At 39.8% G+C, this 14,246-nt stretch carries 12 protein-coding genes; 7 read left to right on the top strand and 5 right to left on the bottom strand.

The genetic code is table 11. The annotated features are described in order from the left end of the window. Positions 1 to 6: 6 nt before the first annotated feature. From ABDZ97_RS11110 to ABDZ97_RS11090, 5 genes are all read right to left on the bottom strand, one after another. Positions 7 to 3,186: an efflux RND transporter permease subunit gene (locus ABDZ97_RS11110; protein WP_343787590.1), complete on the bottom strand. Its 3,180-nt coding sequence runs from the start codon at positions 3,184 to 3,186 to the stop codon at positions 7 to 9. A gap of 24 nt (positions 3,187 to 3,210) precedes the next feature. After that, positions 3,211 to 4,266 (bottom strand): efflux RND transporter periplasmic adaptor subunit, encoded by a 1,056-nt coding sequence (locus ABDZ97_RS11105; protein ID WP_343787588.1) that lies wholly within the window; start codon positions 4,264 to 4,266, stop codon positions 3,211 to 3,213. A gap of 23 nt (positions 4,267 to 4,289) precedes the next feature. After that, positions 4,290 to 5,645: a TolC family protein gene (locus ABDZ97_RS11100; RefSeq protein ID WP_343787586.1), complete on the bottom strand. Its 1,356-nt coding sequence runs from the start codon at positions 5,643 to 5,645 to the stop codon at positions 4,290 to 4,292. Positions 5,646 to 5,730: 85 nt separating this feature from the next. Next, the gene (locus ABDZ97_RS11095; RefSeq protein ID WP_343787584.1) at positions 5,731 to 6,222 is read right to left on the bottom strand and encodes a GbsR/MarR family transcriptional regulator; all 492 of its coding nucleotides are present in this window, start codon (positions 6,220 to 6,222) and stop codon (positions 5,731 to 5,733) included. A 104-nt stretch (positions 6,223 to 6,326) separates the two neighbouring features. Continuing rightward, on the bottom strand, positions 6,327 to 6,710 hold the full coding sequence (locus ABDZ97_RS11090) for a hypothetical protein (RefSeq protein WP_343787582.1): 384 nt from the start codon (positions 6,708 to 6,710) through the stop codon (positions 6,327 to 6,329). Between the two features lie 306 nt (positions 6,711 to 7,016). Between ABDZ97_RS11090 and lhgO the strand changes: the two genes are divergently transcribed. The 7 genes from lhgO to ABDZ97_RS11055 all read left to right on the top strand — a co-directional run bounded on the left by lhgO (position 7,017) and on the right by ABDZ97_RS11055 (position 14,179). Next, positions 7,017 to 8,249, top strand: a complete 1,233-nt coding sequence (gene lhgO / locus ABDZ97_RS11085; RefSeq protein WP_343787580.1) for an L-2-hydroxyglutarate oxidase — start codon at positions 7,017 to 7,019, stop codon at positions 8,247 to 8,249. A gap of 77 nt (positions 8,250 to 8,326) precedes the next feature. After that, the gene (locus ABDZ97_RS11080; RefSeq protein ID WP_343787578.1) at positions 8,327 to 10,429 is read left to right on the top strand and encodes a WG repeat-containing protein; all 2,103 of its coding nucleotides are present in this window, start codon (positions 8,327 to 8,329) and stop codon (positions 10,427 to 10,429) included. After that, the gene (locus tag ABDZ97_RS11075) at positions 10,429 to 11,220 is read left to right on the top strand and encodes a hypothetical protein (RefSeq protein WP_343787576.1); all 792 of its coding nucleotides are present in this window, start codon (positions 10,429 to 10,431) and stop codon (positions 11,218 to 11,220) included. The genes ABDZ97_RS11080 and ABDZ97_RS11075 overlap by 1 nt, the downstream gene beginning before the upstream one ends. An 11-nt stretch (positions 11,221 to 11,231) precedes the next feature. Continuing rightward, complete coding sequence (locus ABDZ97_RS11070) at positions 11,232 to 12,125, top strand: AAC(3) family N-acetyltransferase (protein WP_343787574.1); 894 nt, start codon at positions 11,232 to 11,234, stop codon at positions 12,123 to 12,125. A gap of 60 nt (positions 12,126 to 12,185) precedes the next feature. Then, positions 12,186 to 13,019, top strand: a complete 834-nt coding sequence (locus tag ABDZ97_RS11065) for a 1,4-dihydroxy-2-naphthoyl-CoA synthase (protein ID WP_343787572.1) — start codon at positions 12,186 to 12,188, stop codon at positions 13,017 to 13,019. A 230-nt stretch (positions 13,020 to 13,249) separates the two neighbouring features. Next, positions 13,250 to 13,732 carry a hypothetical protein gene (locus ABDZ97_RS11060; protein WP_343787570.1) on the top strand — a complete coding sequence of 161 codons (483 nt, stop codon included), beginning with the start codon at positions 13,250 to 13,252 and terminating at the stop codon, positions 13,730 to 13,732. Positions 13,733 to 13,762: 30 nt separating this feature from the next. Next, entirely contained in the window at positions 13,763 to 14,179 is a 417-nt protein-coding gene (locus ABDZ97_RS11055; RefSeq protein ID WP_343787568.1) for a hypothetical protein, read from the top strand. Positions 14,180 to 14,246: the final 67 nt, after the last annotated feature.

Genomic DNA, 14,246 nt, shown 5'->3' with positions numbered 1-14,246 from the left:
AATTAACTAAGCAACTACCTCTGCCTGGCTTCGAATAGTTTCTTCAACTTCGGTATTAAGTTCGTTTTCAGGAGTTTCTTCAAGTACAATTTGCACTTCTTTATCCCAACCGAACTTAGCCATTACGCGGTCAAAGATATAATAAACAACTGGTACAACAATCAAAGTTAAGAACATTGAACTGGTTAATCCACCAATAAGTACCCATGCAAGACCATTTTTCCATTCGGCTCCGGCGCCACTGGCCAAAGCAATGGGAAGCATTCCGATTACCATTGCCAGTGTTGTCATCAGGATTGGACGGATACGCACTTGTGTTGCTTTAACCAGAGCTTCTTTAACTGACAATCCGGCTGCCTTTAACTGGTTCGCAAAGTCGACAACAAGGATAGCGTTTTTGGCGACCAAACCAATAAGCATAATCATTCCCAGTAGCGAGAAGATACTCAACGCATTTTGAGTTAGTGCCAGTGCCAGTAATGCCCCGATTACCGCCAGAGGAAGTGAGAACATAACAACAAGTGGATAAGCGTAACTATTATACAGAGCAACCATGATGAGGTAAACTAGTACCAGCGACGCCAGAAGTGCAAGCAGTAATCCACCGAATGCTTCTGATTGATTTTCGAGATCTCCTCCCATAGAATAACCAACTCCGGTCGGCAGATCCATTTCACCAAGTCGGGTTTGTATTTCTTCTCCGACAGTACCTACCGGTCTTCCAAGCACTTGTGCAGATACGGTTACTGTGGGAACTTTATCTCTACGGTTCAACTCCGTAGGTCCTGAACTTTCAATGATAGAAGCAAATTGTTCCAGTCGTACTTGTTCGCCTTTAGTATTCATTAAAGTCAGGTTAGCAATGTCTTCTACATTTTTCCGGTCAAAAGCATCCAGTTGAATTGAGATGTCATATTCGTTATCTCCGTCTCTGTATTTGGTTTCCTGAACTCCATTAAAGGCTGTTCGCATCGTTGCACCGACCATTTCCAGAGATAACCCCAGATTGGTCATCTTTTCACGATTGACCTCAACTTTGACCTCGGGATTTCCTCCCTCAATTGTACTTTCAACTTCAACAGCACCCGGAACATTGGAGATTAGCTGCTGAACAGAAGCAGCCGTTGCAGCAAGTGAATCCAGGTCAGTACCGCTCAGAATTACCTGAATAGGAGCTTCAGAACCGGTTCCGATAAGAGATACAGGAACGGCTTTGAATTTTGCTCCTGCCAGATTTTCCTGTAGCTCAATTTGTAATCGTCTGGAGAAAACCTGAGTCGAAATGGTTCGTTCTTCGGCCGGAACTAATTGTACGTTGATCTCAGCCAGATACGGAGTGGATGTTGTTGTCATACTACCGGAAGACTGTCCTACAGTGGTAGTAACGCGCTGTACATCGGGAAGTTCAGAAATGTAATTTTCAACTTCCTGTGACAACAAGTTTGTCTGTCTCAGTGTTGCATTTTTAGGGAGCTCCACTTCCATGGTGAATTCACCTCTGTCACCTGCCGAAACAAATTCACTTCCGATAAAGCCGAATTTGACCAGAGCAAAGGATGACACAAATAAAACCAGTGTTGTACCCAAAACAATAATTTTGTGATTGAAGCTCCATTTCAAAGCACCGGACATCGCATTTTCAAATCCTTTAATAACATTTTCAAAGGCCGTGATCGTTTTTCCAATGAACCCTTTGTTCTTGATGTGTGATATTTTTGAAAAACGAGATGCCAGTAACGGAATCAGAGTAAAAGCAACGAGCAAACTCAGTAATGTACTTACTGCTACGGTAAGCGAAAATTGACGAAGCAGGTTTCCGATCAAACCGCCTGTGAGTGAAATAGGAACGAATACAGCTACAATTACCAGGGTGATGGAAATAACGGTTACTCCAATTTCACGAATCCCATCGTAGGCTGCCTGAAACTTGTTTTTACCCATTTCCATGTGTCGGTAGATATTCTCAATAACCACGATAGCATCATCCACGAGGATTCCGACAACCAGTGAAAGAGCAAGCAAGGTCATAAGGTTCAAAGAGAACCCCAGTAACATCATGACCGTAAATGTTGAAATAATAGAGGCCGGTACGGCAACCATAACGATTACAGCATTACGGATACTGTGCAGGAATAATAACATTACCAATGCTACAAGTACAATGGCAAATAATAAATCGTGAATTACAGCATCTGCCGCTTCAAGTGTAAAGTCTGAACTATCGGAAGCAATAGAGAATTTTAGTTTGTCTCCGGCGTATTCCTTTTCAAGGTTTTCCATTATTTTTTTAGCTTCGGCACTTAACTCTACTGCATTTGCATCTCCTTGTTTTTGAATGGAAAGTCCGATTGCATTTTCTCCGTTTACCCGTGAAATGATTTCTTCATCTTTCTGAGAATCCTGTATCTCGGCAATATCAGAAAGGTAAATTTTAGAACCATCTTGTGTAGTTCCGATGATTAATGCTCTCATCTGTTCCAGGGAAGTATATTTTCCTGCCAGACGGATCAATGTTTCTGATTCTCCGCTTTTTATTTTTCCCGTAGGGAAATCCATATTGGCATTTTGAATAACCTGACTGATTTGAAGAAGACTAAGGTTATATGTTTCCAGTTTATTTCTGTCAATGTTGATTTTAATTTCACGTGGTTGTCCACCGAGCAGATTTACCTGTGCTACACCGGGGATTTTTGCCAATTGAGGTTGTATTTTTTTATCGACAAGATCATACAATTCGGTTCCTGACATTTCTGCTGCTACTCCCAGACGCATGATAGGGAGGTCGTTGATATCAAATTTACCAAGAGAAGGGAGTTCTGCATCATCAGGTAGATCATTGATCATGGCATTGATTTTTCGTTGGGCTTCCTGTAATGCCTGATCTACATCTATGTTTTGTCGTAGTTCTACTGTAACAATGGAGACACTTTCCAAAGATTTGGAGCTTATTCTGTCCAATCCTTCGACGGTAGAAAGTGCATCTTCAATTTCTTTTGTGACAGAATTCTCAACTTCATACGGAGCGGCTCCCGGATATACGGTTGTTACTGTAAGTACAGGAACACTCATGTCAGGAATAAGTTCGTAATTCAGTTTGGTATAACTGAACGCCCCGACTCCGATCAACAGAATAAACAAAACGGCAACCAGGGTAGGGCGTTTTATTGAAGTTTTTGTGATTTTCATTTCTAATTATTGTTTTATCAGGAATTAGTTGAGTATTTCAACTTTAGTTCCGTCTTTTAGATTAATATGCCCGGTTAATACAACATTGTCTGAAGACCGGACACCTGATAGTACCTCTACCTGATCTCCTGTTGTTTCGCCAACCTGTATGTCTTTTAGTTTCGCTACATTATTATCTATGATAAATACCTGCGGTTTCTGTAAACTTCCGACGATTGCATTCCTGTTAAGAAGTGTTCGTTCGGTAGTGTCTTTCCAGTCAAACTGTGCTCTTGCGTACATTCCTGACTTCAGCGTAAACTCTTTTTGATTCGTTAAGGATAACTCAACATTATATTTTAATGCATTATCCGCTTTTGCGGCAATAGAGGTAACTTTTCCGGAAAAACGGGTAGCAGGAAAAGCAGAAATAGTGATTTCAGCCAGATCTCCTTCTTTTAGGGTAAGCACTTCGGTAACGGTTAGTTTTACGTTAAGCTTAAGTTGACTTACATCTACAATTTCATACAACTTTTTTCCCGGACTTATATAAGCTCCTTCCTGAACATAATCGTCGTTGATAATACCGTTTGCTGTAGCGCGAATAGAAGTGTTATCCAATCGTTTTTTAGCACTTTTGTATTGTGCTTCCGCATTTTTTAACCCGATTTGAATCTCTTCTATTTGTCTTTTCGTTGTGGCGTCACTCTCATATAATTTGGAAAACCGATTCAGATCAAGGGTTAACTTATCCAGATTGGCTTTAGCTGCCTCTACTTCAGCTGTTATCAAATCGTTTTCCACCTGTGCCAAAAGATCTCCTTTTCTGACACGATCTCCTTTTTCTTTGTAAACAGATAAAATTTTCCCCTGAGTTTCGGAAATTACTACCAGATCAGTGATAGCTTCCAGTGTTCCGTCAGATTGTATCTGTCTGTCAAGTGATTTGTTTTCAGGATGAATCACACGAACTGGAATTTTGTCACTGGTGATTTCAGATAATTTGGCATTTTGCTGCATTTCCTGCTTATTGGCGAAAAGTTTGTATCCTACAAGTCCGGATAAACCGATAACAGAGAAGATGATGATTACTTTTTTCATTTGGATGTTTATTTAAAATTGGATCAATTTTGATTGATTATACTTTTTAATTGTCCCTGAGCTTTTAGCATCTCAAGTTCTGATTTTTTGTACCGGATCAGTTCACGGTAATAGTTGAGTTCGGCATCCCGGAAAGATTGCTGAGAATCGAGCAAATCTGTCAAACCGACAACATGTTCTTTATAGAGGAGTTGGGTCTGGTGTAATACTTCTTCCGCCAGATTTTTGTTTTCGATTTGTGCCCGTACCGAAATCAAGCTATTCTTGTATTGTTCGCGGGCATTCTGTAACTGCATATCAAGTTGTCGTTCAGCTTCTGTTTGTTGTAACTTTAACTTTTCATGTTCTATTTTTACCTGCTGAACTTTGTAGTGTTTCTGAAGTCCATCGAAAATTGGGACTTGTAATTGTACTCCAATTACCGTCTGTTGAAACCAGGGACGACCTGATTTGAAAAAGTCAAACTCATTTCGTTGTGCCTGCCACATTTGTTGCCCGAAAACGGAAAGAGTAGGAGCATATCCGGCATTGATTTGTTTTTTGTTCAGCGTATTTAACTCTTGCTGAGTGGATAAAATCATTAGCTCTACCGGTGTTTCTCTTTCCGAATTTCGATTGTTGAGTTCGACCAAATCCAGATTGCCGGGATCTTTAATACGTAATTGCTGATCCATGGGCATACCGATCAGTAGTTTTAGATAATTATACTGCTGTTCGATGCCTGTTTGGATACTTTTGAGATTCGTTTCCAGATTTACCTTGTTCACTTTTATTCTGCTCAAATCCGTTTTAGTGACCAATTCGTTTTCGTATTGAGCTGTCAGAAGTAGTTCAATTTGATTCAACCGATCGACATTACTTTCAAGTACTGATTTTTGCGCTTCTGTTTCCAAAATCTGATAATAGGATTGAGCAATGGCAAGAATAACATCTTCTTCTGTTTTCAATCTGAGTTGCTGATACAGTTCCCGTGAACTCTTAGCCGCTTTCAATCCGGTGAAGAATTGCTGATTATATACTAACTGAGATAACTTTAATGTCCCGGACATTGTAAAATCAGTACCGAATTGTACAGGAATCTGGGTTCCGGGTTGTCCGATAATCTCTCCGGGAAGAAGCTGTGTGGGGAGATTAGGGAAATTCTGGAATTGACCCTCCCCGTTGATTTGTGGCAATCCTGAGCTTCTGATTTCACCGATCTGTCCTTCGGCAATATCCTGATCCATAGAAGCCTGTCGAATAGACAGACTGTTTTCCAATCCATAAGTTAATGCCTCCTGAAGACTGAAATTGTACTCCTGTTCCTGAGCCGATATGGAAAAAGAAAGCCCGGATACCAGTGAAACGGTGAGAATCTTAAGAATTCTGTTTTTTTTCATTTTTTATTTGATTACTTATTTTTTAGGTAAAAGTTCTTTTTTAAACACTTAGTTCTGAATTAAAAGAACCAAAAAGAGAAAAAAATTAGGTGTTCCTTTTTTCCCATTTTTCATACAACGCAGGTAGCTCCTGATTGATGTATCTCATGAAGTCAATAACTTCTGAAAGGCTTTTATTAAATTCAGGAGTGCTGTCGGGGCGTTGTTCCAGTATTTCCTCCATCAGAGCGGCTGTCCCGGTAATTTTAATAATAGCATCTTTCATACTCTCCCGCCATGAACTGATCTTACTTTTGAAATAGCGTTTTCTATCACCTGTATAAGTGATATAGTCAATCTTATCCGTATTAATCAGAAAGTTCAAAGCGTTACTGGTTGCACTTTTACTAAGTCCCAGAGTTTCCCTGATTTGGTCAAAACTTAATTCCGGAACAGGGGATACGAGTAGAAGAGCAACAACACGGGCTGCAGCAGGAGAGAAGCCTGCCTTCTCGTGCTGAACACCAACACGCTCAATCAGCTGTTTTTGCTTTTCCGATAAGGTAACCTGATCTGTCATATCATTTAATTCTGACACAAAAATAAGTAAGTTTTTTTAGTTCTCAACAAAGAGAACAATAAAAAATGTTAAAATAAAAAGGCCCGCCCTACGGCAGGCCAATGCAATATATGATTTTTTAATTAATCTTCATCCTCTCCATCGTCGTTGTCAGCTTCATCATAGCTGTCATCGTCCTCGTCTTCATCAGAAGTATATTCCGACATATAATCAACATCGGCAAACTTTTCTTTGTAATCTTCTTTAACGTCTTCTTTTAGTATTCCGTCATCATCAAAATCATCATCTTCTTCAATAATGATTCGGGCTTCCTGAGCCGTCATACGTACAAGGTAATACTTGTCATCTGTTTCAAAGGGTAATGCGCTTACTTTTTGTCCGTCCTTATTAACGTACGAAACGAGATGACTGTAAAAACCATAGGGAAAAGCCAGTTTAATTTGCTCCTTGATTTCTAAGTCAAGTTTTTCATAGTCTTTTACGACTCTGGGCTTGCTTGTACTCATGTTTCTTTATTTATACTAAAAATTGTGTTTAGCTTGAAAGACTCCTATCGAGAGCCTTTCAGTGCTACAAAGTTCAACAAAGAAATTAATCTTGGAAATTTTTTCGATATTTTTTTTGAAAAAAATGAAACGGGTGATTTTTTCCCTCAAAACTTTGCTTTTTTTCAACATTTTTTAATGTGAAAAATTACGATTTATCAGTTTGTTTTTTGCCGAAAAAAAATTGCAGAGAATAGATTTAGGATTCCCGGTGCATTTTGAAAGGCTAAACCGTCTGTTTGATTATTTTTGTAGAAAAAAGTTTTTATGTCTGTTTCGAAACGATTTGATGTTGCTATTATAGGTGGAGGAATTGTGGGAGCTGCTACTTTTTATAAGATGCAAAAACGGTTTCCTTCTCTGAGCATGGTGTTGATAGAAAAAGAAGACTTATTAGCGGATCATCAGACGGGACATAATTCAGGTGTAATACACTCAGGTTTGTATTATAAACCCGGCTCATTGAAAGCAAAGAATTGTGTAGAAGGAAGAAGAGAGCTGGTAGAGTTCTGTAAAACTTATGAAATTCCACATGATGTTTGCGGAAAGGTGGTAGTGGCGACTGATAAAGAGGAGTTACCCTATCTGGATAAGATATTTGAAACAGGTCTAAAGAATGAAATAGAGGGTATTCGTAAGATTACCGGAGAAGAAATAAAGGAATACGAACCGTTTGTGGAGGGAATTGCAGGAATTCATGTCCCCTGTACAGGAATTGTTGATTTCAGGGCTGCAACGGCAAAAATGGTAGAACTTGCTCTGGAATTAAACCCGGAGAGTGAGTTGCGGTTAGGACATGAAGTGTTTGATGTCAGAAAGAAAGACGGGTATTCAGAGGTGCTTACAGATAAAAAAGTATTTGAAGCAAACCACCTTGTCTTTTGTGCAGGACTTCAGGCTGATCGACTGGCGCGAAAAGATGGTGTTCAGTTGAAAGAAAAAGTTGTCGGATTCCGGGGTGATTACTATGAGTTGACGGAAGAAGCAAAACACAAGGTGAAGAATTTGATTTATCCGGTTCCCAATCCTGCTTTTCCTTTTTTAGGTGTTCATTTTACACGTATGACAAACGGAGAAACAGAGTGCGGACCGAATGCTGTGTTCACTTTTAAACGCGAAGGGTATGGAAAGACAGATTTCAGTTTTAAAGATACCTGGGATGCGTTAACATACAAAGGAACCTGGAAATTATTCTTTTCCAATATCAGTTTCGGAATCAATGAATACCGAAGAGCATTTTCGAAAAAGTTATTTCTGAAAACATTACAACGAATGGTTCCCTCCCTGACTATGGATGACCTGAAACCCGGACGTTCGGGAGTCAGAGCCTTGTTGTTACGGGAAGACGGAGATACCCGTGATGATTTCCGTATCGAATACCACGGGAACTCGATCCATGTTCTGAATGCACCATCTCCGGCAGCAACAGCTTCTTTGGCGATTGGTTCCTATGTGACTGAAAAAGCGGTGGAACACTTCGGTCTGGTAGAAGCAAAATAGCAGAGTTTCGGGCTATTTATACCAACTTTACTACTATTATCGTTAAGTATTGGGTAAATTAGCATACAAACAGTAGTATGAGGTTAGTTCAGTTGTGCATGATTATCGTATTTTCCGGATCTGTTTCCGGACAAAACCTGAATAAGGGTTTTGAAGCGCTCGCTATGTATGACTATTTTCAGGCAAAGAAGATCTTTGAAAAGAAAGAAAAGAAGTCGCCTTCGATAGCTGCTTTCGGGCTTTCAGTCATTTATTTGCGGGATGACAACCCCTTTCATAATCTGGATTCAGCGTATGTGAAGATTGTGAAATCCGAGCGGAAGTATAAAGAAGAAAAGGAAAAGGCCAGGGAAAAGTATGCGGAAAAATGGAAATATACGTATGATTCAATTCTGGTTTTGCGACAGGCTGTTTCTTCCGAGATGTTTAAAAATGTAGAATCGGAAAATACGGAGTTGGCGTATGTACGTTTCATTGCGGCGCATCCCTGGGCAAAAGAACTCAAACAGGCAAAGTACAGCAGGGATTTACTTGCATTTGAGAAAGCAGAACAATCCAATACGTCGCATGATTATGCACATTTTTTGGAAAAATACCCCAAATCGGAGTTTGCTAATCTGGCTAAAGAGTTGTTTTTCAGAAGTCAGTATGCGGAACAGGTTGAGTCAGGAACGGAAGAAGCGTTTGCCGATTTTGTTACACATTATTCCTACAATCCGTATGTTTCGGAAGCAGAAAAAGAACTGTATAAAGTGGCTACCTCAGATCATACGGTTTTGGAGTACAAGCGATTTATCAGAAAATATCCGGATAATCCACATATTGAAGAGGCCTGGCAATTGTTATACCGGGCGTATACGAGAGACTTTTCTCTGGCTAAAGTAGAGCAATTCAAAAAAGAATTTCCGGATTATCCGTTTATGGAAGAGCTGGAACGGGAGATTTATGCACTTAACCGTTTGTTACTTCCGTATCGAAAGAATGGAAAGTGGGGGTACATCGACAGAGAAGGAACGGTTATTATTCGCCCCGGGTTTGACGGAGCATCACTTTTTAATGAGGGGATGGCCGTTGTCCAGTTGAACGGGGCTCTCGGATATATCGATGCGCTTGGTGATAAAATTGTAGAGCCAATATTTGCAGATGCTTCTGCTTTTAAAGACGGTATAGCTATTGTTGCGGATGAAGATGATTATTACGGTATTATTGACCGCACGGGATTAATGATTTTGGAAACCGACTTTGAGGAGATTGGAGAACCTTCGGAAGGACTATTTTATGTCCTGACAGATGAAGGCTATGTGTTTTATGACCAATCGGGAAAAAGAGCATTTCAGGGAGTATTTGATCAGGTTGAAGCATTTGAGGAAGGAACAGCTGTTGTAATTCAGAACGAAAAGTACCTTGTCATTGACAAACAAGGTAGGGTAGTTTTGGAGCGAGAGGAAAAAATAACCCGTTTCGGATCAGGTTTCCTGTTTGGGGATGAGGATTCGACTTTTATTGTAGCCTTGTCGGGAGATACATTGTTTTCGGGAGAAGCTGTACGATTTGGTCCGCAGACAGGAACATACATTCCTTATGTGGAACAGGATAAAGTAGGTTTTGTAAATGAAAACGGTGAGATAAAAATTGAACCTCAGTTTGCCAGTTATCCCAATGTATTGCTTTTTGGTCAGTTTAAGAACGGATATGCCAAGATGTTGGATGAACGTTCGGGGAAATATGGATTGATTGATACGACAGGACAATGGAAAGTTGCACCGCGCTATCAGGATATTTCCTATTATTCGGATATTTTTGCTGCCAAACGAAACGAATATTGGGAGTTTTTTGATTCCGGGATGAACCGGGTTTGGAACAGACGTTTTGCACTTGCAGAGTCATTCTCCGGACCTACAGCAGTAGTAATGGATGAGAACAGGTATGGCTTATTCGGAAGAAAAGGAGAGTTTGTTCTTCCACCGGAATATGATGAAATTATAGAAGTTACTTCGGACTTACTCCGGATTCATGATGATAACGGTTTTCGAATCTATGATAAATCAGGAAAATTGAAGCTTCCGCATGCTTATTCACGCGTGGAGTTGATTTTGCCGGGAATTCTTCGTTTATTCAGAGAAGATAAAATGGAGTACTATTTGATAGAGAATGATTGTATTATTGAACCAGTAGAGTAGTGGACAGGTTTTTTGACTTCATAGAAAAGCACCGATTTGGGATTCTGACGACATTTGTTGTCCACATGGGTATTTTTCTTTATTTACAGCTGGAAACCTATTCCTCAAACGTGTACTTTGGTGATAACGAGGTGTATGCAAGGATTGAGGTCCCCGAAGAAATGATCCCGATTGAACCGGACGAGATTGAGATTCCGGAGGAAATGCAGCAGCAAAGCGGTGAGGTTAAAAACCTGACAAAAGATGTACACGATAAACGGGAAAAGGTAAATGAAGGGTTTTCGCGGTCATCTGTTGATAACAAAGTGGAACAGGACGTGAAGAATTTGGAACAGGAGTTTTTTAATGAATATAAAAACTCTCGTCCTCAGACAGGAACTTCCGGAGAAACAACGGAGCAAAGGACAAGCAATAATCAACGTACATCTACGACAAACTCACAGAATAACGAATCGGGTTCTTCTTCCGGTGGAGATAAGGTGTATGCAGGAAGGACAATGGTAAATTATGATCTGGAAGGAAGAAAACCACATAATAATAACGACTGGTATATTCGCAATCCGGGATATACATGTGGATCAGGATCTAACGGGACAGTTGTTATTGCGATTCGTGTTAATCAGAACGGAGATGTAATTTCTGCACGTTATGTTGCTGAAAAATCAGTGAACGCAAACAACTGTATGATACAAAAAGCGGAAGAGTATGCGTTAAAATCCAGGTTTGCTTACAAGGAATCGGCGCCTAAAGCGCAGGACGGGTTTATCATGTACAATTTTGATTCGAAGTAGTGATGACCGGTATGTTAAAGAAAATAATCTTCCGTTTTGCTCCGGAACGTTTTATCAAAAGTGTTCAGCAATTCAAAAAAAAGCGAAGAAACCGGGTATTGCACCAACAGGCAAAAACAGGAGGATTAACACAGGAAGATCTGATAGCAGAACTGCGTACAATTGGAATTACGGAAGGAGATACGGTCCTTGTTCACTCTGCTTTGTCAAAAATAGGCTACCTGAAAGATGGACCTCGTACATTGGTGGCTGCTTTACTGGAGACAGTGGGAAATACAGGAAATATTCTAATGCCAACTTCTCCCAATAATAAGAGACAGCTGGATTATATTAAAGAACTGGAGGTGTTTGATGTTCAGGAAACACCTTCGCGATTGGGAGCTGTGACAGAGTATTTCAGGAAGTTGCCGGATGCAAGAAGGAGCATACATCCAACAGAACCGGTTGCCTGTATCGGACCGGATACAGAGTATTTTGTAGATGCTCATTTCGGACAGCTAACACCTTATAACGAGAACAGTCCTTTTTACAGAGTAGCTGAGAAAAATGGTAAAATTCTGATGATAGGAGTAACATTGGACAATGCAGGAACTAATCTTCATTGTCTCGAAGATGCTGTAACGGACTTTAAGTTTCCGATCTATTATCACGAAATTCAAAAAGTAAAGATCAGGGATTACGAGGGAAATGAACAGGTCGTTGAAACAAAAATTCATAACCCGGAGTGGTCGGTAAAACGCAAGTGTGATGAATTGATTCCCCTTTTTGAAAAGCGGGGAGTTCTCAAGAAAGTGCAGGTGGGAGAGGCAGAAACCTTACTGATCGATGCCCGGAAAATGCTGGATGTAATGATCGATGCGTATGAAAAAAACGGAATTACCATGTATACGCCACAGGGAAGTTGATATTCTTCCATAGAAGCTAAGAAGTACTTGCAAATTTTTACTTTTGTCAAAATTGAAAATATGAAGTGGACAACGATTAAAGAATACCAGGATATAACTTTCAGAAAATGTAACGGAGTAGCAAGGATTGCTTTTAACAGACCTGAAGTCCGAAATGCATTTCGACCGAAAACCGTTTCCGAATTACTGGAAGCCTTGATTATAGCCCATGAATCACAAGAAATTGGAGTCGTATTGATTAGTGGCGAAGGTCCTTCTCCCAAAGACGGAGGATGGGCTTTTTGTTCAGGAGGTGATCAACGCGTACGTTCTACGACCGGTTATAAAGGTGAAGATGGTGTAAACCGTTTTAATATATTAGATGTACAGCGTCAGATCCGGTTTATGAATAAAGTAGTTATTGCTGTTGTGCCGGGCTGGGCAGTTGGTGGCGGTCATAGTCTGCACGTTGTTTGTGATCTGACATTAGCCAGTAAGGAACATGCTGTATTCAAACAAACAGATGTAGATGTAGCTAGTGTGGACGGAGGATTTGGATCGGCCTATTTAGCGCGTCAGGTAGGGCAAAAACGCGCCCGGGAAATTTTCTTCCTGGGTAAGTCGTATTCTGCACAGGAAGCGTATGATATGGGAATGGTGAACGCTGTTGTCCCGCATGAGGAGTTGGAACAGACAGCTTACGAATGGGCACAGGAAATTTTGACAAAAAGTCCGACGGCAGTGAAAATGGCAAAATTTGCCTTCAACCTTATCGACGATGGTTTGGTGGGACAGCAGGTATATGCAGGCGAAGCAACTCGTTTGATCTATATGACCGAAGAAGCCGTAGAAGGTCGTAACGCATTTTTAGAAAAAAGAGAACGGGATTTTTCGAAATTCCCCAAGTTTCCATAAATGGATACAGTAGAGAAGTAGAAGAAGTCTCCTCAGAAAGAGGAGACTTTTTTGTTCGTGTAGTGAAGATTGTAAAGAAGTAATGCAATTCAACCCTTTGTAATCAGATAATTTAAAATCGAACTGAGCATTTTTGTCAGATAAAAAGAAAGTAGAAATCTGTTATAGAAACGTTTTCAAGTGTAAAGAGTTATTTTAGCCAAGTATTTTGAATAACTTAAAAATTTACCATGATGAAAAAATCATTCTTAGTTCTACTAGTATTGCTTTTGCACACAGCTGTTTTCTCACAAGACATTAAATTATTTGAATCCTACCTTAGACTGAATGACTTGTCTTCTCGTTATGTTGTCGTTTTAGAAGATAATTCAATCTGGTGGTTTGCTCCGGAAGAACCCTGGAAAAAGTCATCAGTGGATGGATTGCCAGAGAACTATTCTATAAAACACATATCATGTTACTCGAAAGAAGACGGAGAAAGTCGTTATGTTGTCGCTTTAGAAGATAACTCAATCTGGTGGTTTGCTCCGGGACAACCCTGGAAAAGATCTTCTGTTGAAGGATTACCAGAACAGTTTAAAATAAATCAGCTAAAAGCATATAGTAAAGTCAGTGGGACAAGATATGTTGTCGTTTTAGAAGATAACTCTATCTGGTGGTTTGCTCCTGGCCAGCCCTGGAAAAAATCCTCCGTGGACGGATTACCGAAGTAATTTATAACCACTAATTATATAAGACTGAAAATGGATAGAGTTGCACAATTAGAATATTGTAAAACATGTATAAGAAGAGAGTTTTCACCAAAAAAGGGAATAGTCTGTTCTTTAACAAAAGAACAAGCAACGTTTGCTGTTTTTTGTGATGATTTTCAAGAGGATAAGATAGAGTCTCAATTACTTGAAGATAAAAGAAATAGACAGCACAATGAAGAGGTTTATGAAGATTCACTTGGTTTATCCAAGATAGGTATAAAGGATGGGGTAGCTGCTGGAGTTATCGTAATTACATTAGCCATTCTATGGTTTGGGATAGGACTTCTTTTCTTAAATAGGATATTCTTTTATCCTCCATTTCTATTAGCTCTTGGAATATACACTTTACTAAAAGGAATAAAAAAACGTAAGAAAAACAGACTTTCAGATAGTGAAATTCTCTCTTAGATTTCTTATTGGAGAAGATTAGGGACGAATTAATAACTATGATTTAGAGCATAATTTATCATTCTAA

Origin of the sequence: Wandonia haliotis, assembly GCF_039523435.1 — a bacterium.
GTDB classification, from domain to species: Bacteria; Bacteroidota; Bacteroidia; order Flavobacteriales_D; family Crocinitomicaceae; genus Wandonia; species Wandonia haliotis.
The sequence above is the reverse complement of the archived record's forward strand: the minus strand, read 5'-3'. Positions and strand labels throughout refer to the sequence as shown.

Excerpts from the sequence above, each read along its gene's own strand:
- ABDZ97_RS11100 (WP_343787586.1), bottom strand. The coding sequence starts at position 5,645 with ATGAAAAAAAACAGAATTCTTAAGATTCTCACCGTTTCACTGGTATCC.
- lhgO (WP_343787580.1), top strand. The coding sequence starts at position 7,017 with ATGTCTGTTTCGAAACGATTTGATGTTGCTATTATAGGTGGAGGAATT.
- ABDZ97_RS11080 (WP_343787578.1), top strand. The coding sequence starts at position 8,327 with ATGAGGTTAGTTCAGTTGTGCATGATTATCGTATTTTCCGGATCTGTT.
- ABDZ97_RS11055 (WP_343787568.1), top strand. The coding sequence starts at position 13,763 with ATGGATAGAGTTGCACAATTAGAATATTGTAAAACATGTATAAGAAGA.
- ABDZ97_RS11090 (WP_343787582.1), bottom strand. The coding sequence starts at position 6,710 with ATGAGTACAAGCAAGCCCAGAGTCGTAAAAGACTATGAAAAACTTGAC.
- ABDZ97_RS11110 (WP_343787590.1), bottom strand. The coding sequence starts at position 3,186 with ATGAAAATCACAAAAACTTCAATAAAACGCCCTACCCTGGTTGCCGTT.
- ABDZ97_RS11105 (WP_343787588.1), bottom strand. The coding sequence starts at position 4,266 with ATGAAAAAAGTAATCATCATCTTCTCTGTTATCGGTTTATCCGGACTT.
- ABDZ97_RS11065 (WP_343787572.1), top strand. The coding sequence starts at position 12,186 with ATGAAGTGGACAACGATTAAAGAATACCAGGATATAACTTTCAGAAAA.
- ABDZ97_RS11070 (WP_343787574.1), top strand. The coding sequence starts at position 11,232 with ATGTTAAAGAAAATAATCTTCCGTTTTGCTCCGGAACGTTTTATCAAA.
- ABDZ97_RS11060 (WP_343787570.1), top strand. The coding sequence starts at position 13,250 with ATGATGAAAAAATCATTCTTAGTTCTACTAGTATTGCTTTTGCACACA.